Here is a 19,794-nt window from a genome sequence, read left to right as displayed (position 1 = left end):
ATAAAATAAAAGTTAAACCGATTTTAGTGAAGCGCTGGTAGGATGAAATAAATGAGGTTAGAATGGAAAAACGTAACAAAGATACATTGAATTCCCTCATTCTCTTATGTGTCTGTGTCTATTGATGCCTAATAGTCAGGCTTGGAGCGAGAAATGTTATCAGATATTTTTTCTCCAGTGTGTTTATCATTGACGTCCTACATTATTTTCTTACGAAATAGAAAAATTAAAAATAAATTCTTCCCTATTTCATATAATGTGTTTTTGTCCTGTTTTGTTGGTTTTTTTTATCCCTTGTCAAGGGATTTCCTACACGACATAGATACGTATTTTTCACTGGCAACGAGTCTGGTTTCTTCATTGGTTTCAATTGTTTTAAATATGATAATTTTCTTTTTATTTATATTAAACAGGAGGTCGTATGAGAGAAATTGACGAAAGTATGTTGGTAAATATCTCGGGTGCAGGGAATGACCAAGCGAGCACTAATAAAGAATTGCTTAACACGCTGGGAGAAAATATGGCGTGGGGAGCCGGGGGTGGCGCTGTGGGTGGTATCGCTGGCGCTGCGGGCGGTGCTGTGACTGGTGCAATACAAACAGTTGTGCAGGAAGCGGTTAAACACGGTCCGGTCAGTGTGCCGATCCCTGTGGTGCCAATGGGGCCGACCTGGAACGGCAGCGGCGGTGGTGCGTCACCCTGTGCGCTGGATAAAGAACTGGCAATCGCGCGTCCTCAGTCGTGTTAAGTTCGTTCGTTGTATAACATTCATCGCAGGATGAATGTGCAGAAGGGCAGCATTTTGCTGCCCTTCTTTCGTTGTACCAATGATTATTCTGCTGAATCTTCCGGGTCCGGTTCGAGCACATGATACGCCACGGCGCAGAACAGCGAATTCAGACGGCGAATATCCCCCAGCAGCCCCATATGCAGCGAGCTGGTTTCCAGACTCTGCGGATTTTGTTGATGTAAACGTTCGACGTGCGCATGGGAGTAGCGTCTTCCCAGCAGAATCAAACGGTGCTTGGCTCGGCGCAGGCGTTTGGCGTTGGTCATGTCTCCGGTGAGAAACACCAACATCGCCAGCGAGAGGGAACTGGTGAGGCGTTGATGCAGTGCCAGCAGTTCCTCCATACCTTCAGAGGATAAGGAGAGTCGAGCATCCAGCGCCTTGTTGGTGAACGACGACGAGATATGTTCGAGGATGCCGCCTGCTTGTTTCAGGTTTAACGCCGTGTCGATCACTTCCGCCCAACGGCGCGAATCTTCCTCGCCCAAATCGTCTTGACGAATTTGGGCCAGATAGAGCTTGATGGCGCTGTGAAGCATGTCGGCCTCTTCATCAAGGCGACTGATCTCGCGTTTTTGCTCTCTATTGCCCAATAACACCAGGCGAAAACGTTCCAGCATTTGTGCCACTACGTCGCCCAGTCGCAGCGTTTCACGAACCGCATTGGCGAGAGCAAGTGAAGGGGTATCCAGCGCGCTGTTGTCGAGATAGCGCGGTGCGGCGGTGGCGTTATTCATATCCTCATGGTGCACAAAACGGCGACATAGACGCGCCATGCTGGTCACCAGCGGCAGCATCAGCAGGCAGCGCAGCAGGTTATAGACGACATGAAAATAGATAACCGCTTCGTCAAAAACGATGTTTGTGCTGCTTATCCACTGGGATAGCGGTGCCAGCCAAGGCAAAATCAACACGCAGCCGATAATCTTGAACAACATACTGCCAAGCACCAATTGTCGCGCACTGGCACTTTGTCCGCGTCCTCCGAGTATCGCCAGCACACCGCTACCGAGATTCGCGCCAATCACAATGCACAGTGCCATTTTCAGCGGAAGCAGCGCGGTCGCCGCCAGCGTCGCCGTCAGCAGCACGGCGGCAAGACTGGAATAGCTGACCATGGCGAACACCGCTCCAAGCAGCAGTGCCAACAGCGTGTCATCAGAAATGGAGGTGAAAATCACCAGAATGGCGCTGGAGTGGGTGATGGGGGCCGCAGAGGCGACGATCAATTCCAGCGCCAGCAGGATCAATCCAAGACCGATGCCCACCCGCCCCAACTGGCCAACTCGGGTCTTGCGGTTAGAAAGAAATGCCACGATCCCGCTAAGCAACAGCAGGGGAGAAAGCCAGCCTAAGTCGAACGTCAGGATACGTGCCATGAGCGCGGTACCCACATCCGCCCCCAGCATAATCACCAATGCAGGGGAAAGCGCAATCAGTTGCTGCGACACAAAAGAGATTGCCAGCAGTGCGGTGGCGTTGCTGCTTTGCACCAGCGCCGTTACGCCAATCCCTGCCAGAAACGCCATGCTGGTTTTCTTGATGCTGGCACTTAATATACGGCGTAGGTTTGCGCCATAAACTCGCATAATACCCGTGCGTACGATATGGGTACCCCATACCAGCAATGCAACGGAAGAGAGCAAATGCAGCAGCGTCAACATAGTCTATCCTGATGAATATTGTGGTTCGAAAACAAGCCATGCTGATTGATTATTCAGCGTGCTATACCGCGATATGCTAACGAAGTATATCACATGCCCCGTGATTGTTTTATTCTAAATAAACGTGCGAAAAGTAGAATTAATCTCTGTTTGGATAGGGTTTATTTAATCATTTTTGCTGATTATCAGATTACGCTCTCCTTGCAATATTACAAATCACTAACATCACGATGAAAATAATGCTGCTACACGGGAAGGTGGAATTTATCTACCCTTGTTATCAGATTTTTCATGTTATTTTTTTTCTGGCGACCTCGCGCCAGGAAAAAGGAAATATCTTCAATAAATTCAATGTTGAAGTACTATTCGATTGCTGCATGCGGTATGCTAATTTGGTCTTTGCCCCCCTAATGCTTTATGTTTGCGGCCGGTATTGGCATTTCCGGAAAGCTGATTTGCTTTTTCGGCAAGACTGTCGAGAGAATATGCCTTAACAAGTTTAGGGGAAATAAAAAAGTATAGGTTGCTGCAATTGACTGAACATCATCCCTCGAGATGCAGGTATAACGTTTATACCCGTCATATTTCACGTTGCAAGTGCGTTTGCTGTGTTACTCACCGGAATCACTTACCGGAGTAAACACATCGTGGGGGAGGAGCCGCATCGCTGAGGTTTACCCTTCTAGCACGCACAAGTGAATGATTCAGGGTATACAAGGCCCAAAACGGGTTTTGATTTATAACGGCTCGGCCTCTTATTCCGTTATCAATCTCAGCACTATTTCTGGCGTGTGTGCTACACGCTGGTCGCAGTTTTTTCCATTTGTCACGGCATCAGCGCTGAAAAACGCTGTTGGGTGTGGCTTTTTCACCAACGCAGGGGACTCAAAAGGGGATTTGCATGTCGGAAGAGATCACGCAGCCAACGGCGCAGCGTAAGGGCTTACTCAGAAAAGTAGGGCCCTACATTGCGCTGGTCGGGGCGATTCTGTTTTTTTCAGGGCTATTTTTCAAGGTCGATGGGCTGAATTGGCTGGGGGCCTTCGATTTCACTACCCTCGGCGGTACCTTTGGTGCCATCAAAGAAGGCGGTATAGCCAAGCGACTTAATTTTGATTACACCATATGGACTGAGAACAAACTCTCTGTATCGCAACCCATCTCTCTTTTTTTGCTTTTTGCTTGTGCCCATTTATGCTCAATTGGGTTAAGATCTGGCGAATATGTAGGCAAATACTCCACCATATACCCTGCATCGATGATGACTTGTTGAATATTATGTTTTTTGTGAAAAGTGGCATTGTCCATCATGATTACACTGTTTTTAGGGAGTACTGGGATAAGGACTTGTGTGACCCAGGCATAGAAAACATCGCTGTTAATATTGATATCAAATAATCCGATAGCAAACAGCGTTGTGCCTAATAAAGCGCCGATAACATTTGTTCTTCCCCTAGCTCCCCAGTTCTTCAGGCCAAAACACCGTTGACCTTTTGGGGAATAGCCGTGAGTCCGTGGGGCATCGTGTGAAAAACCACTTTCATCAATAAAAACAATAGGTTTACCTTCTTTTTCATACTGTTGTTTTTTTTGTTGAAATCCCTGCCGGGCGTTTTCGTCGGCTTTCGGATGACGTAGAGTTTTTTTTATAGGTCAATCCCAGCTTTTTAAGCGCTTGCCAAATGGCCTTCTGACAAACGCCAAAACGCTCTGCACGTTCTTTTTGGTAAGCATCTGGATATTGTTCAACATCTTTTATCAACTCGGATTTATCGATCTTTCGCTGACGCGTGGTCGATGCTTTTGACTCTATTTGATTAATCCAACGCGATACAGAGGCAGGGCCAATCCGAAATTGCTTCGCTGTTTCTCGGATACTCAACCCTTCGTTTTTCCGTGTAGATATCACTTTACGTCTAAAATCAATCGAATAGCTCATTTAAATAATGTAATCAAAATTAAGTCGTTTAGCTATATATGCCTGTGAACAGCTGGCAACGGTTAAAGCCATCCACCCTGAGTTTCATATTGAGAAGGGCTTTGTTGAATAATTTAAGATACTGATTTATATAAGCATTATAAAATTTCAACGACTAATTTTTCCTCTCGGAATGCTTTTTATTGTGCTAACTATTTGATTTGTCGTTCTAACAAAATACATTCTCTGTAAATGCATTCTAACTAAAGAAGATGTAAATCAAACGGTTAAATTATTCAACAAAGCCGATCCGGTATTGAAATTTGCATTTACTGGCCCGGATCCGCGTTTGCGTCTGGAAACCATGCGGCGGTTTTTCCGTATTTATGTTAATCTTGCCAAAGATTACGGTGGAACGCTTATTGATGAAAATGATGCTGGTGTATTAGTCTATTTCCGTCCAGAACTGGCGAATATGACCTATAAAGAAAACGAGGCCCTTGATGCTCAGCTTCGCCAGCAATGTGGATCGGATTATCTAAGCGTAGCGGCGTTTATGAACGGGCTTGATCATTATCATCCCGCTAATCCTCCCCATTACTATGTATTCCTCGTTGCAGTACAGCGTGCACATCGAGGAAATTGCCTCGTCAACAGATTATTCAGTGAGCTGAATACAATTCTTGATAGGGATAAATACCCATGCTACGCCGAATGTACAAGATTTAGCATGCGAACACTGATGAGGCGACTTGGTTATAGCGATGCAGGACAGCCGCTTGGCATTGAGGGCTTTCCGCCTCTATATCCAATCTGGCGCGAACCGCAGTAAACAACAGATGATAGATATGGATATGGATATGGATATGGATAAATATGATACAACTTTATTTTCCTGACATATCTGGAACAAGTTTCATTTCTTCGCACAATTTGATCGCGTGTTTAGCATTGTTAACACCCAGTTTTTTGACAACATTGGCAACATGAAACTTGACCGTACTGACGGCAATATTAAGGATAATGGAAGTCTCCGAATATGTCTTACCCTGGCTGATCCAGTAAAGTATTTCCTTCTCACGTCTAGTGAGGTCAACATATTGACAGTTTTTATCTTCTTGTTTCTCATAAAGGAGAGTAAGCAATTCATAACATTGGATCAATATTCCTTGGATTTCATATTTATCCTGTTTTATTGCATTAACGATTTCAGGATTCTGAATTTCATTAGCATACAATGACAGTAATGCCATGATGCTTCCTGGGCAATGTAAAATAAAAGTCTGTCCATCGGCTAAAGAGTGGTAAGGTTGAATCGTATCAACAGATTTAGGAATGTGCCATTTTGAATTAATTATAAGGTTTTTGTCCCAAAAGAGGGGTGAAACACGATTCAAACAAATGGCAATTATGGGGTCTATATGCTGGTATGAGTTTTTCAGATAAACATCTGAAAAATAGTCGGCAACATTACTGAATACAATTATGTCATCCATTCTTTGTTTTTTTAGTATTAAAAAGGCATATTTTACACCCCCATATTTTTTGAGTTTTTTTTCAATAAAATCAACTATATGATTATTTTTCCCCTGTTCTGATAAAAACTCGTTACTCATTTGAACTCCTTTATGGCTTTGTTGAAAAATCAGAATCTGTGATTACTTCGTCTCTGGGGAGGCGACTGTTACGCGATTCAGATGACCACCCTGCAGAGTTTTTAACTGGAGCATGCCCGTTTCAGCCGATGATAGCCCATTTTCTCTTTCCAGTTATTTTACAACCGCTCACGCACTGATTTGTAACGGTGTGCTTACGCTTATGGTAAGAGTTCGAGGGCGAATGAAACGAAAACGTACGCTGAGAAGACAATGCGTTGTTTGAATTGAAACTTAATGACCTTACATCGTTTTCATGGAGAAACGGTCGGTGGTATGGCACTCTCGGTCTGTTGTTTTGCCCTACTCTATTTGGCCGAATCTTCCTAGGTCTTTGCCCATTCCTCATCCCTACGGCCTTCCCTTACGATTGTCAGCGCGATCGCTTACGGTACCTGGCCAGATGTGCGGTCAACTACAGGATGTGATGGTCAATCTGTCCATCCAGAAACTCGTCAACCATTGAGTGAATCACGCCAAGATTCTCATCGATCCAGGGTTTACTGAAGCGTGGGAATATGAAGCCGCTTGCCTTACCGCACCTCTTGGGGTATCACCGGCGCTACTTGCTGCAACTCTAGGCTGTGTCCCTTAATTACGTAACCGGGCGTAAAACAAGCGGATGCAGCCCAGTTTCACCATTGCTAGATAGTTTCTTGCCGTTTTTTCATAACGGCCCCATTCCCAGTCGAAACGCAACAAAACGGTAGGGCATTATGCCGCCTGTAAGTGCGTTAAAAATACCTCATTTGGAGAACGATAACCCAGCGATTTTCGGCCTCGCGTATTGAGCAGGTGTTCGAGTGCTGCAACCTTGCGATGGGTGACATAATTGAAGTCCGTTCCCTTCGGGTAAAAACGCCGTATCAGCCCGTTGGTATGCTCATTCAACCCGCGTTCCCAGGAATGATATGGCCGGGCAAAGTAGACCGGTGCCCCCGTGACTTTTGTAATTTCCCCGTGCTGGGAAAATTCAGAACCGTTGTCAGCAGTCAGGGTTTTAAACTCGCAGAAGGTATTGGCAACGATGTCCCTGAAGGCCGCTACCACTGTCTCTGCTCGCTTGTTGGGCAGTTTGCGAATGATGACCAGCTTGACGGCTTTATCGACCACCGTCAGCAGGAATGATTTCTGATCTTTGCCAAAGATGGTGTCAATCTCGAAATGCCCGGGTTCCTGCTTGAGGTCAGCAACGGCCGGCCGCTGCTCAATGCCAACACGGTTGGGAATAGGACCGCGTTTGTTCTCATCGGTCTGATAGTTATACCGTTTACCCCGATGAGGGAGCTGCTGATACAGCTCACCGCCGGCCCGGCGCTCCTGCTGGATATAGCGATAGAGCGAGTTCTTGCTGACGGACAGGCCAAATTCCAGGACCAGGCGCCCACTGATGACCTCAGGTGAGGTGTGGGTAGACAGCGCCGTTCTGATAACGTCCTGAATGTGCGGTTCAAGCTGGTTAATCACGCTGTCCGTCCGTGTTTTCTGCCGCCGCCCTCTGGCCAACGTTTCGGCCCTTCTGCAGGAATAGACCCCGTTGAAAGCGGCGTCGGTATTGCGTCTGAGTTCCCTGCTGATGGTAGAACGAGGAAGCTCCAGTTCCCGGGCGATGGTGGCCTGGTTAACCCCATCACCACGCCGCTTTTCGATGTAGAACCGTTCTTTGTGAGTCAGATGTTTTCCCTGCATGCAACGGGATCTCCAGTAGGGCCAGAACGGTGATTTTATCCGACTCTGGCCAGTGGGTCACTTTGTTGCATTTCGACTGGGAATGGGGCGTATAAAGCTTGCAGTGTGCCACTTTCGAGTACGTATCCACGAACGTCTGCTGGTAGATACGGCCCACCGCTTTCAGATTGCCAACGTAGAAGGTGTCCTGCGACCCGAGATATAGCTAAACGACTTAATTTTGATTACATTATTTAAATGAGCTATTCAATTGATTTTAGACGTAAAGTGATATCTACACGGAAAAACGAAGGGTTGAGTATCCGAGAAACAGCGAAGCAATTTCGGATTGGCCCTGCCTCTGTATCGCGTTGGATTAATCAAATAGAGTCAAAAGCATCGACCACGCGTCAGCGAAAGATCGATAAATCCGAGTTGATAAAAGATGTTGAACAATATCCAGATGCTTACCAAAAAGAACGTGCAGAGCGTTTTGGCGTTTGTCAGAAGGCCATTTGGCAAGCGCTTAAAAAGCTGGGATTGACCTATAAAAAAAACTCTACGTCATCCGAAAGCCGACGAAAACGCCCGGCAGGGATTTCAACAAAAAAAACAACAGTATGAAAAAGAAGGTAAACCTATTGTTTTTATTGATGAAAGTGGTTTTTCACACGATGCCCCACGGACTCACGGCTATTCCCCAAAAGGTCAACGGTGTTTTGGCCTGAAGAACTGGGGAGCTAGGGGAAGAACAAATGTTATCGGCGCTTTATTAGGCACAACGCTGTTTGCTATCGGATTATTTGATATCAATATTAACAGCGATGTTTTCTATGCCTGGGTCACACAAGTCCTTATCCCAGTACTCCCTAAAAACAGTGTAATCATGATGGACAATGCCACTTTTCACAAAAAACATAATATTCAACAAGTCATCATCGATGCAGGGTATATGGTGGAGTATTTGCCTACATATTGGCTTTGTTGAATAATTTAACCGTTTGATTTACATCTTCTTTAGTTAGAATGCATTTACAGAGAATGTATTTTGTTAGAACGACAAATCAAATAGTTAGCACAATAAAAAGCATTCCGAGAGGAAAAATTAGTCGCTGAAATTTTATAATGCTTATATAAATCAGTATCTTAAATTATTCAACAAAGCCCTACATATTCGCCAGATCTTAACCCAATTGAGCATAAATGGGCACAAGCAAAAAGCAAAAAAAGAGAGATGGGTTGCGATACAGAGAGTTTGTTCTCAGTCCATATGGTGTAATCAAAATTAAGTCGCTTGGCTATAACCCGGATGAGCCGTCTCGATTTCGCCGCTGGCCTCATCATCATGCGCCTTTTTCTCCAGCGCTGCGATTTGGACATCGGTAAGCACGATGCCTTCTCTGGCAACTTTTTCCTCAAGCGCCTTCAGGCGTTTACGGAAGTTCTCCAGATCGTGCCGTTGCCAGATGGACCGCACGCCGCTGCCGGAGATAAATACGCCTTTTTTACGCAGCTCATTACTGGTCCGGTGCTGCCCGTGGGCCGGGAACTCAACGGCATATTCAACAACCGCGCGTTCAGTGGCTTCGTCGGCGCGGTTCTTCAGGTTGGGAACCCGGCGGTTCTGGTTAACCAGTGCATCGATGCCACCTTCAGCAGCCAGTTCCTGATAACGGTAAAACGTGTCGCGCGACACGCCCATGATCTTGCAGGCTTTTGATACGTTACCAAGTTCTTCGGCGAGATTGAGCAGGCCGGCTTTGTGTTTGATGATGTGATTGTTAGTATGAAGCATGAGAGTTACCTCGCGTTTTGTTTAAGGATTAGACACCCATATCAAAACCGGTAACTCTCAACCTTTCAAGGTTATGTGTCAGATCAAGTCGCGACTAATACACGTTATACAACAAATACACCAGCCTGCTTATCGGGATAAGGCTGTATGAAAATCTCTTGACCAATTGTGGCCTGCACCAGGGATTTAATACGCACGCTGACAGTCAGTAAGCGCACGATTCGTATCGATTTTGCAAAGAGCACAACTCCATTATGGTTCTCTTTGCGCTTTGACCGGCACCGTACCTTGGCCCAGTCTTTTTTTTGCCTGTCAGTTACGCTCCTCGCCACCGACATCCTCACGAGAGGCGTAATCGATCTGCAAGACGATGCGCAGCATTGCGGCAACCGGTTCGAAAAGTGCATCAGGGATACGCTCGCCACATTTCACATCATAAAACAGCGTTCGCGCCAGAGGGACGTTCTCTACCATCGGAATGGCCTCACGTTGCGCCAGTTCAACAATATGTTGCGCCATAGCATCCCTGCCTTTCTCCAACACGCGCGGCACAGGCATCGTCTCGGGATCGTATCCCAGACAAACCACCAAATGGGTGGGGTTACGCACGATCACCGCCGATTGCCTGACGTTTTGTGCCAAACTGCCGCTCTGCACTTCGTGCTGTAGCGCACGACGACGCTGTTTAATATGAGGGTCACCTTCCCGGTTCTTGTTTTCCTGTTTGATGTCCTCCTTGCTCATGCGTTGCTGCTTCAGCGTATGAAAACGCTGATAGCTATAATCCGCCACTGCCAGTACCAGATAAAAGCCCAGCATGCCAAACCACATAAAACGCATGATGGCGGAGAATGTGGGTAACGCACAGAGAGGATCGCAATAAGGCAACGCACGAAACGTCGACGCGTAGCCATAAAACAACAGGAGAAAAATCGTGCACAGCAGTATAACTTTCAAACAGGATTTGAGCAGTTCAACCACGCTGCGCCAGGACACAATCTGTTTAAGATTGTTCACCGGGTTAAGTTTGCTCCCCTTGAAGCCCACCGCCTTACTGGCAACCACAAAACCGATTTGAATCAGCACGCTGAAAACGGTGGCAACGCTTACCATCGCCCCCAGGTAAATCAGCACCAGACCGCACTCCTTCACCAGTGCACGCACGATGGTGCCCAGCGCATAGGAGAAAGGGGCATTAATAACGCGTACCGATTCCTGAATGAGCAAGGTGATGTTTTGTATGAGCACATCGGAAAAAAAATGAAAAAAGAGAAATAAGGCGAGCAGTTGTGCGCCGGAGGTCAGCTCAACGCTTTTGATCACCTGCCCCTCTTTTTCACCATCCTGCCGCCTTTTTCGGGTGGGCTGCTCCGTTTTCTCACTCATGTTGAGCAAACCACTCGCAAACATGCTGGTAGAGGTGTTCACTCTCCACCAGATAGTGGTGCAACGCATAGGGCAGTGACACGATCAACAACAACAAGACCAACAGGCTTTTGATGGGCATAGCCAGAAAGAACACGTTCAACTGCTGCGCCGAACGATTCAACAACCCCAGTGCCATATCCGCCAATACCATCACCAATACGGCAGGTAAGGAGAAGCTCAAACACAGGTGATAGAGCGCTTGCCACTCCACCTTGATAAAATCCAACAGTTGCTGATTAAACACCAGCATGTTGCCTGGCGGTAGGTAATGATAAGAGTCATACAGCACACTCAGGTGCAGGTTGATCCCTCCGCTAATAAAAAACAGCGCACAGAGAAACTGGCTGAACAACAAACCAAAAAGCGACGATTGGACGGACATCGCAGGGTTGAATACCGCACTCATGGTTGCACCACGCAGTGTATCGATAATAAATCCCGCCATATCCACGGCCCAAAAAGGAATTGCACCGCAGAACCCCAATATCAGTCCGATGAGCAACTCACCGGGAATATAGCTCAACCATGTCCACCCCTCATCGATATCCTGGGGAACAGGCACCACGGCCAGCATCGGCAATGCAATCGCCATCAACACCGCGTTTCTCACTAACGGCGACCCCAGATTCCCTGCCTGCAACAGCGGAAACAGTAGGGTCATCCCCAGTGGGCGCATCATCAGGAAAGCCAGATGCGCGATCTCTTCGTTAAGCACCAGATTCATGCATGCGCACTTATTTGCAATAGCACCTGGCGTGTATATCCCAGCAGGATGCCGCCAAGCCAGTGATAAGTCGCCATCAGCATCAGCGCCACGGCCAACAGTTTGATCATAAATTGCAGGGTCTGATCCTGTATCTGCGTCAGCGCTTGTAACAGGCTAACCAGTACGCCGACAACACACGCAACAACAATGATCGGCATTGAGGTCAGCAAGACGATCCACAACAGTTGGGTCATCAGGTGCGTCAGAGTGGCTTCATTCATACGAAACTCTGTACTAACTGGGAAAGGATCAGGTCCCAACCGCCGGCCAAGAGAAAAATTAACAGTTTGAACGGTAAGGCGATGGTCATGGGTGAGACCATCATCATCCCCATCGCCAGCAGGATATTGGACACCAGCAGGTCAATCGCAAGAAACGGCAAATATATCAATAAGCCGATACGAAACGCCTGGGTCAATTGGCTGACCGTGAACGCTGGCAGCAAAATGAGTAAGGAGTCGTCCTTCACTGTGCGACGCACCTCTTCCGGCCAGGTTTTCGCAATCAGGTTCTGAAAATAGTGCACTTGCTTATCTTCAGTGTTTTTTATCAGAAAGTGGCGATAGGGCGTCAGTGCCTGGCTATCCCAACCGCTCATCCAGGCGGGTTCGCCCTCAACGGCAACCGGATGCCACTGCGCCTTTACCGCCAGCAGCGTCGGGGCCATGATAAACAGCGATAGCACCAACGCAAGGCCATACAGCGCCATATTTGGTGGCACCTGCTGGATCCCCAGGGCATTGCGCAAGATGGAAAAGACCACCGCCAGTTTGAGAAACGAGGTTCCCATTACAATAATGAGCGGCAGCAGCGAAAGCACAAACAGCAGCGCAATTAACTGCCAGGGAGAGTCAGGTAGTGACATGTGAGTTCCACGCTATAGGGTTGACGTCCCCTTATACCTCGGCTAAACCAGCCCCACCTACCGGGCATTCACCCCATCTTTCCCCTACCACTGTTCAATCTTGTGCTGTCAGATACCATTGCCGGATTTGCACCAAAAAGCGGTCGCCGCAACCAATCAGCGCACCTTTACCAATGGCTCGGCCATTCAACTTCAGCGTTGCTTCAGGAGAGAACTCGGCGTTCACCGCCACCGTATCACCCACCTGTAGCGTTCGCAGCGATCCCAGTGTCAGCGTGACCTGCCCGACCTCAACCAACAATTTTTGCGGCAGCGCCGCAAGATCCACTGACAGGGACTCGGCGCAAGGAGGTTCATCCAGTATTTCACTAGCGCTATTTTCAAGCTCAGCGCCTAACGCTCTACAGTGCATTGTGTTATCTCCGTTTATCTGGACATACGCCGCCTGCTTCAACAATGGCGACAAGGCGAAATGCCCCGCACGTAAATCACCATACGGGTGTATTGCGATCCCATCCCCCCGCGTCAGACTCCGTAAAACAGACAGCGGGAGCTCACACTCTCCGGCATACAGCGCACACCGCAACGGTGGCAATGGACCAGTGGGGACACCATCGGGCACGATCAACGCATGCAGATGTTTAAACCCAGCGTCAGTATTGCCAAACAGCACGGCCTTAAAAACAACCTGTTCCACTTGCCAGGTAAAAACGACGACCCATTGCTCGGACAGCGCGCTACAAGGGCTCGGTGCCGCATTCTCCCGCACCATACTGGCCTGGCACTGTGCCAGCAACGGCGATAGCGCCCACTCAGCAATATCCTCAAGCAATACCCCATCCACCGTTGCCACCTCAGCGGTGCCCAGCATCTGCTCACACAGAGCCCGCCACCCAGCGTCTTCCAGCCAAACGTGGCTCACCGATGAGCCTTCCTCGAAGGAAAGTGTTATAGCTACCCCAGGTTGAGCGCATGTCCACGTTTGTAAACCGATATGCAATTCGCCTGCGGTTACGCCCTCAGGAAGAAGATGCTGCGCCAGGTTCCACGTATCCTGAGTCGTCCTTAACATATTCAACCTCCAGAAAAACGGCATGGCCTGCCTCGCGCAAACGCGCGCAGAGCCAGGATGAAATAAGGCTCAAGGTGTCGAACAGCTCGCGCTGAGACACCTGGATACAAAGGTGAAGTTCACCGTCCCTCTCGCTGACCTCACACAGCATCACTTCACCATTGCAACTCACCATGCGATAACGCTGTCGACGATGCGCGTGAGGTAAAAGCGGAGAAGAAGTGCAATGCGTTGCCTTTTGGGCTATCAGTTGCATAAATTTCTGAGCGTCCATCGCGGTTTCAGCGTCGGTCGCTTCCGGCTCCGGCAGCGTGTGCCACAGACTCCCTTCAACGCGTGGCCCGCTCATGAATAGCGGCTCATCGTCTACAGCCTGCATCGTTGAGCACACTGTGCAGTTTTTCCTGCTTTTTCATGACAACATTCAACGCGTGCCTTACCGCGTCTTGCTGCGACAATACGGCGCGCTGCTCATCAGAAAGCGCCATCTGGTTAGCCATCAATTGCTGATCCTTATCGCGCAATGTCATCAGTGTCTGCTTATGTGCCAGCAGTTCATCGCTGATACGCGTGCCGGACCAAGCCAGCCAGGCGTTTCGTTTTTCTACCAGCAATGTGCGCTGGGCCGAACAGGTGCACATATCCTGTTCCAGTTGCTGGAGCTGAGAGCGTTGCTGTACCAACTGTCGGCGCAAGGTGATTTCCCGACGCTGCTTGATGGCCAATAAGGCCCGCAGCATCACGGTGTTACCAGCGCACTGAGCCGTTGCAATAACAGGTCGCGGTGACATGGTTCATTCTCCTGCTGTTGTAAAAATGCATTGATCGCCGCGTACTTTTCTACCGCCAGATCGGCGAGCGGATCCTCACCTTGCTGATACTCCCCCACTCGCACCAGCAACTCTACCTCGCGATAAACACTGAGCAAACGGCGTACCTCATTGGCAAGCGTCAGGTGCATCTGGCTGGTGACGTTAGGCATGATGCGGCTTACGCTGGCGAGCACATCAATCGCTGGGAAATGCGCTGCCTCAGCCAACTGGCGCGACAGCACAATGTGCCCATCGAGCAGCGAGCGCACCTCGTCCGCCAGCGGCTCATTCATATCGTCTCCCTCCACCAGCACGGTGTAGAACGCAGTAATGCTGCCACAGCGCCCTTTACCGGTCCGCTCCAACAAACGCGGCAGCGCGGCAAACACGCTGGGGGGATAGCTGCCAGCAACCGCACGCTCGCCCGCCTCGATGGCGATCTCCCGCGCGGCGCGAGCGTAACGCGTCAGTGAATCTGCCATTAACAGAACGCGCTGGCCCCGATCGCGAAACGACTCTGCGATGGTGGTCGCCACATACAGCGCGCGCATGCGCTCTAGCGGCGGTCTGTCTGACGTGGCGACAACAACAACGCAGCGACGTCGCGTCTGTGCGTTAAGCGAATGTTCTAAAAACTCTCGCACCTCGCGGCCACGCTCTCCGATAAGTGCCAGGACAATCACCTCGCAGTCCGCACCGTCACACAGCATGGAAAGCAACGTGCTTTTCCCCACGCCCGCTGCCGCGAAAATCCCGATACGCTGCCCTTCACCGCAGGTGAGTATGCTGTCTATCGCCCGCACACCGGTTAGCAACGGGCGATCGATAAGCCCACGAACCAGTGCCGCCGGCGGTGGGGCGTCAAAATCGCGCCACGGTCCTTGCCACGTCTCATCGCCATCCAGCATCTGCCCCAGGCCATCAACCACGCGCCCCATCAAGGCCTCGCCAACGGGAACCTGCTGACGTCGTCTTAGCGGCCGCACCTTCTGGCCGCAATACAGACCTACGGTACTGGCGAAGGGAGATAACAACGCGTCTTCGCCGTCCACTGCAACCACTTCAGCCAAAGCGCCGTCGGGCAAAATCTGGCAAAGTTCGCCCATAAACACGCCGGGCAAGCGCACTTTCAACAACGAGGCGCTGATATGCCGCACCCGCCCCGTCATGTCGATACCATCAGGCGGTCCACCGGACAAGGCCAGTCGCTGGCTCACGGCTTCTACCAGAGAGGAAAACTCAGTCTTCATCATCGAATGCATGCTCGGGGTTCAGGTCAATACTGTGTACCACCTGGATAAGGCAGTGCTCCCCAACTTCCTGCCACGACAACACCGCAATGTCGGTGTGTTGTTGCTCGATGACCTTACGCAAGAAACGACGTGTATCCACCGAGCTGACAATCACAAACTCGCCGTACACCGTTTGCGCATCGGTAATCAATTGCAATATCTGCGCACGTTGTTCATGGCTTAATGCGGTGTAAGTGCCCATTGCAGTCTGTCGAATGGATTCGCGAATCACATTCTCCATATCTTCCCCGATGCGCAGCACGCGCAGCGGCATCCCCTCTGCCATCAGACGATGCAAAATATGGCGGCGCAAGGCGATGCGAACATATTCCGTCAGCATCTGGACATCTTTTTCCCGCGGAGCCCACTCAATCAGCGTGCCGAAAACCAGGCGCAAATCGCGGATAGAGACCCGTTCTGATACCAATCGCTGGAGCACCTCGGCAATTTTGTTGATGGGCATTTGCCGCTGAAGTTCTTTCACCAACTCGGCATAGCGTTTCTCCATGGCATCCATCAGGTAGCGCGCTTCTTGCACCCCGATAAACTCCGCCATGTGGTTCACCAACACTTTATGCAACAACGCAACAAGGCACTGGTCTCCGGTAAACACGGTTTGCCCCGCCTGTTGTGCACGCTGCCCCTCAGCGGCAGACAGCCACCTAATTCGCCCCATTCCCTGCGGCAACTCGTGCGCCTCTGGCATGGCATCGGCCGCCGCCACGCGGGTGAAAACCATGCAGGAAGCCGCCACGGGGAGCGTCAGAGAGAACACCGACTCCTGATAGACAAGCACCGCCATGCTGTTCTCAGTCATTGAAGCATCGACGATGATGGAGACATCCGGCAGCGGGACACCCAGGGCGTCGAACAGGGTCTTGCGCAGAGCATCGATCTCCACTGAAAGAGACTCTGAATGCAGGCGCGGCGCAAGGCGCAAAGTCAGAGGCTGCGCGCCTGGCACCATCTGATCCTCATCAACGCTGCCCTGTGGCGCGGATACAGGCTGCGGATGTCGTGCGCGATACCACAGCAGCGCACAAGGCAATGCCGTGAGTACCGCCATGATAAAGAAGTAGATAAACGGGAAGCCGGGAATAACGGCAAACAGCAACATCACCACCGCCGCGAGGATCAGCGCCTGGGGCTGTTTCCCCAATTGCGTGCTCAGCTCACGCCCCAGATTTTGCCGTTTCTCACCCGGCACGCGGGTGACGATAATACCGGCACTGAGCGAAATCAGCAGCGAGGGGATCTGGCCGCACAGGCCGTCACCGATAGAGAGCACACTGTAGGTTTGCACCGCATCCCCAATCGACATGCCGTATTGCACCACGGCAATGGTGATGCCGCCCAGAATATTCACCAGCACAACAATAATACCGGCGATAGCATCCCCTTTCACAAACTTCATGGCGCCGTCCATCGCACCAAGAAAACGGCTTTCGTGCTGCACGTGCAGACGCAACTGCCGCGCCTGATCCGCATCGATAACCCCGGCACGCAAATCGCCATCGATACTCATCTGTTTGCCCGGCATGCCATCGAGAGAAAACCGGGCGCTCACCTCGGCCACGCGCTCCGTACCCTTAGTAATAACGATAAACTGCACGATGGTGATGATGGCGAAAATCACCAGCCCCACCGTCAAGTTGCCCCCCACCATAAAGCGGCCAAATGCATCGATAATATCACCAGCATTATGCTGCAACAGCACCAGCCGCGAGGTGCTGATGGTCAGTGACAGCCGGTAAAGCGTGGTGATCAACAACAGTGAGGGGAACACCGACAGATCCAATGGATCGTTGATGTAAATCGCAAACAGCAACAAGATGATAGAAAAAGCCAGATTAATGGCGATCAGAATATCCACCACAAACGTAGGCAACGGCAGGGTGATCATGACAATCGCCATGAGCATTACCACGGCGAGAATAATATCTTGTCTACCGGCGCACATTTGCAACCAGCGCTGGACGTTATCTTTTCTTATCACGTCGGTTCGCATAATGTTTCCAGAAAGGTTCGCTGGCGACGGTGCAGCCATAGCCATTGTTCCGCCACGCTGTCTGCCATCGGGGCACAACTGATCACCATGCCTTGACGTAACGTGAAGACACGCTGAGGAATACCCGCAAACCAGGCGGGGTGGGCGCGTTGCAGTGCAACAAGCAGTAACGCATTATCCCGCCAAGGATCCAGCAGACATTGACTGATATGCATCCGTCCCTGACGGAAGGTGAGGAAAGTCTGAAATCCCCGATCGACCCATTGCATTTCGGCAGAGGGAGGTTGCTGCGCCAGTTCGGACAACTGTATAAAGCGCTGGATGTTTCTTTCGATAAACAGATCTAATGTCATGATGTCTTTCCTCTCATGTCCGGAAACAGAATCCCAGAGAAGACAAGGAGGAGAAATCAAGACAACACCTGATTACCCTTCAGTTTTTGCAGCACGGCAAGAATGCTTTCACGCTGATCTTCATCGCTAAAACAGGCATCCGGCATCACTCTGAATTGCACATTCAGATAGCGCACGATGTGCTTGAATACCGTTGCGCTGGTCGTCAACGAGGAAATTCGCGCGATAAGCCAATCCTCAAACAGCCAGCTTTCCTGCGTAATATCAATCAGTAAGATCAAAAGCGAATCGGCAGGTAAGGGATAACGCTGTTCCTGTGCTTTACACTCTTGTTCCAGCCCCAAAAACAGCAACAGACGGCGCAGGCGAACCAGTACAGTCGCCAATCTGGCTTGCTGAGCGCCGCCGACAGACAGTGAGAGTTCAAACGCCGCCATGCGTAACACCACGCGCAGCCGACGCTGACGATCGGACCAATCCATGATGCGTTTAAACCATTCCGATAACGGTATGTCTTGTTCATCCATCGCGCGTTGGAATAAGCGGCCAATAGGTGCCAGCGCCGCCTTGCTGACAGTACCAAGCTCCATCAGACCGAAGAGTGTGGTCTCATACGCATTTTCTTCGATAAGCTGAGCCAACTGCGTGTGCAGCGCCTTTTTTCGCTTTTCATCCAACGCCGTTGAGGCGAGGTGTTGAGCGAGGGTGAAAATACGCTGCAGCCCTTCCAGCGCCTCGCTATTCTCCTCTGACGACGCGGCGAGAAACGTCGGAAGACCACCGTGTTGCTCACGCAAGCGTTGTATAAGTGCAATTAACTCTTGCTGTCTGCGTAGCTGCCTTTCTGACGATGCCAGCCGCTTTTCGTCACGCATTCGGCCAGAAAGGACCAGGCTCATCTCTTCCAACGTTGAATCCAGCGATTCGCCTGCCACTTCTTCCAACTCCAGCAACGCCATGTCCATCGGCGGCAGGCTGAATTCGACAGTGCGCACCGGCAGCGCCCGATGCGATTCGTGGTGCGGTGCTAGCGCCGGACTGACGGAGTTATGATCCTCTGGCATTTTCATCATCAAGCCTTGCCTCCGGTTCCTGAATACCGAGCTCACTCTCGGTATCTATCCACGCCAGCACTTGCTGAAAATGCCGACTGAGCGAAAAAGAGACGCTAAGCTGTGATGATGTCAGAACGGCTTCATCCCTGGCCAACTGCGGGTCGCAGACGATGGCTAACCGCTCCCCGAAAGCATCGCGCATTCTGGCCTCTCTCTCGGGATGAATCTGCAAAGTGGCCCCCCCCATAGCAGCCAGTTGCTCCACCTGCTGCGACAAACGCGCGCACAACAAGTCATCAACGGGCTGTTGGGAAAACCAGGCACGCAATACGTTTCCCATAGCAAGTCGAATGCGTGACGTGACCGCCTGCACCACACACTGTTCTACCGATGCAGCGTCACACAGTGACACCACGTGGCGCGCCAACCACTGCTCCTCACACCGGGCAAGGATCTCCTGCTGACGGCGAGAGAACTCAGCATAAGCCTCATGCTGTATCTGGCGCTGCGAGTGGCGCGCCTGACGTATTATTTGCTCTGCCTTACGGCTCGCCGCCTTCACAATAACAGCGGCCTCATGATGGGCATCAAGCAGGCTGTGGGTATAAGCCAACTGCGTGTTTAGCCTGTCAGCAGGGATCACGGGGAAACCA

21 protein-coding genes and 3 pseudogenes are annotated in these 19,794 nt (G+C 50.4%); 5 read left to right on the top strand and 19 right to left on the bottom strand.

Annotated features, from left to right (window positions below; translation table 11 throughout):
* The first annotated feature begins 421 nt into the window (after nucleotides 1-421).
* A complete protein-coding gene (locus tag ACQGXV_RS16470) occupies nucleotides 422-748 on the top strand; it encodes an E492 group microcin (RefSeq protein ID WP_440866952.1) in 327 nt (108 codons plus the stop codon).
* 83 nt (nucleotides 749-831) lie between these two features.
* On the opposite strand, the gene ACQGXV_RS16465 is transcribed toward ACQGXV_RS16470, so the two are convergent.
* Nucleotides 832-2,454 carry a Na/Pi cotransporter family protein gene (locus ACQGXV_RS16465; protein ID WP_440866951.1) on the bottom strand — a complete coding sequence of 541 codons (1,623 nt, stop codon included), beginning with the start codon at nucleotides 2,452-2,454 and terminating at the stop codon, nucleotides 832-834.
* A gap of 901 nt (nucleotides 2,455-3,355) precedes the next feature.
* On the opposite strand from ACQGXV_RS16465, the pseudogene ACQGXV_RS16460 reads away from it, so the two are divergent.
* Nucleotides 3,356-3,539 (top strand): annotated as a pseudogene (locus ACQGXV_RS16460) (hypothetical protein); the annotation flags it as partial.
* Nucleotides 3,540-3,570: 31 nt separating this feature from the next.
* Here ACQGXV_RS16460 and ACQGXV_RS16455 read toward each other — a convergent pair.
* Both ACQGXV_RS16455 and ACQGXV_RS16450 read right to left on the bottom strand, forming a co-directional pair.
* Nucleotides 3,571-4,104, bottom strand: coding sequence for an IS630 family transposase (locus tag ACQGXV_RS16455; protein ID WP_440862665.1), 534 nt, complete (start codon nucleotides 4,102-4,104; stop codon nucleotides 3,571-3,573).
* Complete coding sequence (locus tag ACQGXV_RS16450; RefSeq protein WP_440862584.1) at nucleotides 4,028-4,393, bottom strand: IS630 transposase-related protein; 366 nt, start codon at nucleotides 4,391-4,393, stop codon at nucleotides 4,028-4,030. Before ACQGXV_RS16450 ends, ACQGXV_RS16455 begins: the two co-directional genes overlap by 77 nt.
* A 295-nt stretch (nucleotides 4,394-4,688) precedes the next feature.
* Here ACQGXV_RS16450 and ACQGXV_RS16445 point away from each other — a divergent pair, with 295 nt between their 5' ends.
* A complete protein-coding gene (locus ACQGXV_RS16445; protein WP_440866950.1) occupies nucleotides 4,689-5,204 on the top strand; it encodes a hypothetical protein in 516 nt (171 codons plus the stop codon).
* A 55-nt stretch (nucleotides 5,205-5,259) separates the two neighbouring features.
* Here the strand turns inward: ACQGXV_RS16445 and ACQGXV_RS16440 are convergent, their stop codons facing one another.
* The 3 genes and pseudogenes from ACQGXV_RS16440 to ACQGXV_RS16430 form a co-directional block, all read right to left on the bottom strand.
* The gene (locus ACQGXV_RS16440) at nucleotides 5,260-5,988 is read right to left on the bottom strand and encodes an autoinducer binding domain-containing protein (RefSeq protein ID WP_440866949.1); all 729 of its coding nucleotides are present in this window, start codon (nucleotides 5,986-5,988) and stop codon (nucleotides 5,260-5,262) included.
* A 753-nt stretch (nucleotides 5,989-6,741) separates the two neighbouring features.
* Nucleotides 6,742-7,716 (bottom strand): IS30 family transposase, encoded by a 975-nt coding sequence (locus tag ACQGXV_RS16435; RefSeq protein ID WP_440866948.1) that lies wholly within the window; start codon nucleotides 7,714-7,716, stop codon nucleotides 6,742-6,744.
* An 88-nt stretch (nucleotides 7,717-7,804) separates the two neighbouring features.
* Nucleotides 7,805-7,918: pseudogene (locus ACQGXV_RS16430) on the bottom strand (IS481 family transposase); the annotation flags it as partial.
* Nucleotides 7,919-7,953: 35 nt separating this feature from the next.
* Here ACQGXV_RS16430 and ACQGXV_RS16425 point away from each other — a divergent pair.
* Together ACQGXV_RS16425 and ACQGXV_RS16420 are read left to right on the top strand one after the other, a co-directional pair.
* Nucleotides 7,954-8,319, top strand: coding sequence for an IS630 transposase-related protein (locus ACQGXV_RS16425; protein WP_440862584.1), 366 nt, complete (start codon nucleotides 7,954-7,956; stop codon nucleotides 8,317-8,319).
* Nucleotides 8,243-8,683, top strand: a complete 441-nt coding sequence (locus tag ACQGXV_RS16420) for a transposase (protein ID WP_440867462.1) — start codon at nucleotides 8,243-8,245, stop codon at nucleotides 8,681-8,683. The genes ACQGXV_RS16425 and ACQGXV_RS16420 overlap by 77 nt, the downstream gene beginning before the upstream one ends.
* Nucleotides 8,684-8,995: 312 nt before the next feature.
* On the opposite strand, the pseudogene ACQGXV_RS16415 reads toward ACQGXV_RS16420, so the two are convergent.
* The 13 genes and pseudogenes from ACQGXV_RS16415 to ACQGXV_RS16355 form a co-directional block, all read right to left on the bottom strand.
* A pseudogene (locus ACQGXV_RS16415) lies at nucleotides 8,996-9,490 on the bottom strand (helix-turn-helix domain-containing protein); the annotation flags it as partial.
* Between the two features lie 312 nt (nucleotides 9,491-9,802).
* Nucleotides 9,803-10,876, bottom strand: coding sequence for an EscU/YscU/HrcU family type III secretion system export apparatus switch protein (locus ACQGXV_RS16410; protein WP_440866947.1), 1,074 nt, complete (start codon nucleotides 10,874-10,876; stop codon nucleotides 9,803-9,805).
* Nucleotides 10,869-11,642, bottom strand: coding sequence for an EscT/YscT/HrcT family type III secretion system export apparatus protein (locus tag ACQGXV_RS16405; RefSeq protein ID WP_440866946.1), 774 nt, complete (start codon nucleotides 11,640-11,642; stop codon nucleotides 10,869-10,871). Before ACQGXV_RS16405 ends, ACQGXV_RS16410 begins: the two co-directional genes overlap by 8 nt.
* On the bottom strand, nucleotides 11,639-11,905 hold the full coding sequence (locus ACQGXV_RS16400) for an EscS/YscS/HrcS family type III secretion system export apparatus protein (protein WP_440866945.1): 267 nt from the start codon (nucleotides 11,903-11,905) through the stop codon (nucleotides 11,639-11,641). Before ACQGXV_RS16400 ends, ACQGXV_RS16405 begins: the two co-directional genes overlap by 4 nt.
* Nucleotides 11,902-12,549, bottom strand: a complete 648-nt coding sequence (gene sctR / locus ACQGXV_RS16395; protein ID WP_222158459.1) for a type III secretion system export apparatus subunit SctR — start codon at nucleotides 12,547-12,549, stop codon at nucleotides 11,902-11,904. The genes ACQGXV_RS16400 and sctR overlap by 4 nt, the downstream gene beginning before the upstream one ends.
* A gap of 94 nt (nucleotides 12,550-12,643) precedes the next feature.
* Nucleotides 12,644-13,621, bottom strand: coding sequence for a YscQ/HrcQ family type III secretion apparatus protein (locus tag ACQGXV_RS16390; RefSeq protein WP_440866944.1), 978 nt, complete (start codon nucleotides 13,619-13,621; stop codon nucleotides 12,644-12,646).
* The gene (locus ACQGXV_RS16385; RefSeq protein WP_440866943.1) at nucleotides 13,569-14,000 is read right to left on the bottom strand and encodes a hypothetical protein; all 432 of its coding nucleotides are present in this window, start codon (nucleotides 13,998-14,000) and stop codon (nucleotides 13,569-13,571) included. Before ACQGXV_RS16385 ends, ACQGXV_RS16390 begins: the two co-directional genes overlap by 53 nt.
* Nucleotides 13,981-14,364 carry a hypothetical protein gene (locus ACQGXV_RS16380; protein WP_440866942.1) on the bottom strand — a complete coding sequence of 128 codons (384 nt, stop codon included), beginning with the start codon at nucleotides 14,362-14,364 and terminating at the stop codon, nucleotides 13,981-13,983. Before ACQGXV_RS16380 ends, ACQGXV_RS16385 begins: the two co-directional genes overlap by 20 nt.
* Nucleotides 14,361-15,662 (bottom strand): EscN/YscN/HrcN family type III secretion system ATPase, encoded by a 1,302-nt coding sequence (locus tag ACQGXV_RS16375; RefSeq protein ID WP_440867461.1) that lies wholly within the window; start codon nucleotides 15,660-15,662, stop codon nucleotides 14,361-14,363. Before ACQGXV_RS16375 ends, ACQGXV_RS16380 begins: the two co-directional genes overlap by 4 nt.
* A gap of 10 nt (nucleotides 15,663-15,672) precedes the next feature.
* Nucleotides 15,673-17,733, bottom strand: coding sequence for an EscV/YscV/HrcV family type III secretion system export apparatus protein (locus ACQGXV_RS16370; protein ID WP_440866941.1), 2,061 nt, complete (start codon nucleotides 17,731-17,733; stop codon nucleotides 15,673-15,675).
* A complete protein-coding gene (locus tag ACQGXV_RS16365) occupies nucleotides 17,718-18,086 on the bottom strand; it encodes a type III secretion system protein SsaM (protein WP_440866940.1) in 369 nt (122 codons plus the stop codon). Before ACQGXV_RS16365 ends, ACQGXV_RS16370 begins: the two co-directional genes overlap by 16 nt.
* A gap of 56 nt (nucleotides 18,087-18,142) precedes the next feature.
* Complete coding sequence (locus tag ACQGXV_RS16360; protein WP_440867460.1) at nucleotides 18,143-19,159, bottom strand: TyeA family type III secretion system gatekeeper subunit; 1,017 nt, start codon at nucleotides 19,157-19,159, stop codon at nucleotides 18,143-18,145.
* Nucleotides 19,134-19,703 carry a type III secretion system stator protein SctL gene (locus tag ACQGXV_RS16355; RefSeq protein WP_440866939.1) on the bottom strand — a complete coding sequence of 190 codons (570 nt, stop codon included), beginning with the start codon at nucleotides 19,701-19,703 and terminating at the stop codon, nucleotides 19,134-19,136. The genes ACQGXV_RS16360 and ACQGXV_RS16355 overlap by 26 nt, the downstream gene beginning before the upstream one ends.
* Nucleotides 19,704-19,794 lie beyond the last annotated feature (91 nt).

This window comes from Symbiopectobacterium purcellii, from assembly GCF_052050035.1.
In the GTDB taxonomy this organism is placed as follows: domain Bacteria; phylum Pseudomonadota; class Gammaproteobacteria; order Enterobacterales; family Enterobacteriaceae; genus Symbiopectobacterium; species Symbiopectobacterium purcellii_A.
Note: the sequence above shows the minus strand (reverse complement) of the source record. Positions and strands in the feature narration are given on the sequence as shown.

What these genes read in the sequence shown, in the direction of transcription:
- ACQGXV_RS16470 (WP_440866952.1), top strand. Translation starts at nt 422, where the DNA reads ATGAGAGAAATTGACGAAAGTATGTTGGTAAATATCTCGGGTGCAGGG.
- ACQGXV_RS16465 (WP_440866951.1), bottom strand. Translation starts at nt 2,454, where the DNA reads ATGTTGACGCTGCTGCATTTGCTCTCTTCCGTTGCATTGCTGGTATGG.
- ACQGXV_RS16450 (WP_440862584.1), bottom strand. Translation starts at nt 4,393, where the DNA reads ATGAGCTATTCGATTGATTTTAGACGTAAAGTGATATCTACACGGAAA.
- ACQGXV_RS16440 (WP_440866949.1), bottom strand. Translation starts at nt 5,988, where the DNA reads ATGAGTAACGAGTTTTTATCAGAACAGGGGAAAAATAATCATATAGTT.
- ACQGXV_RS16435 (WP_440866948.1), bottom strand. Translation starts at nt 7,716, where the DNA reads ATGCAGGGAAAACATCTGACTCACAAAGAACGGTTCTACATCGAAAAG.
- ACQGXV_RS16425 (WP_440862584.1), top strand. Translation starts at nt 7,954, where the DNA reads ATGAGCTATTCAATTGATTTTAGACGTAAAGTGATATCTACACGGAAA.
- ACQGXV_RS16410 (WP_440866947.1), bottom strand. Translation starts at nt 10,876, where the DNA reads ATGAGTGAGAAAACGGAGCAGCCCACCCGAAAAAGGCGGCAGGATGGT.
- ACQGXV_RS16405 (WP_440866946.1), bottom strand. Translation starts at nt 11,642, where the DNA reads ATGAATCTGGTGCTTAACGAAGAGATCGCGCATCTGGCTTTCCTGATG.
- ACQGXV_RS16400 (WP_440866945.1), bottom strand. Translation starts at nt 11,905, where the DNA reads ATGAATGAAGCCACTCTGACGCACCTGATGACCCAACTGTTGTGGATC.
- sctR (WP_222158459.1), bottom strand. Translation starts at nt 12,549, where the DNA reads ATGTCACTACCTGACTCTCCCTGGCAGTTAATTGCGCTGCTGTTTGTG.
- ACQGXV_RS16390 (WP_440866944.1), bottom strand. Translation starts at nt 13,621, where the DNA reads ATGTTAAGGACGACTCAGGATACGTGGAACCTGGCGCAGCATCTTCTT.
- ACQGXV_RS16385 (WP_440866943.1), bottom strand. Translation starts at nt 14,000, where the DNA reads ATGCAGGCTGTAGACGATGAGCCGCTATTCATGAGCGGGCCACGCGTT.
- ACQGXV_RS16370 (WP_440866941.1), bottom strand. Translation starts at nt 17,733, where the DNA reads ATGCGAACCGACGTGATAAGAAAAGATAACGTCCAGCGCTGGTTGCAA.
- ACQGXV_RS16365 (WP_440866940.1), bottom strand. Translation starts at nt 18,086, where the DNA reads ATGACATTAGATCTGTTTATCGAAAGAAACATCCAGCGCTTTATACAG.
- ACQGXV_RS16360 (WP_440867460.1), bottom strand. Translation starts at nt 19,159, where the DNA reads ATGATGAAAATGCCAGAGGATCATAACTCCGTCAGTCCGGCGCTAGCA.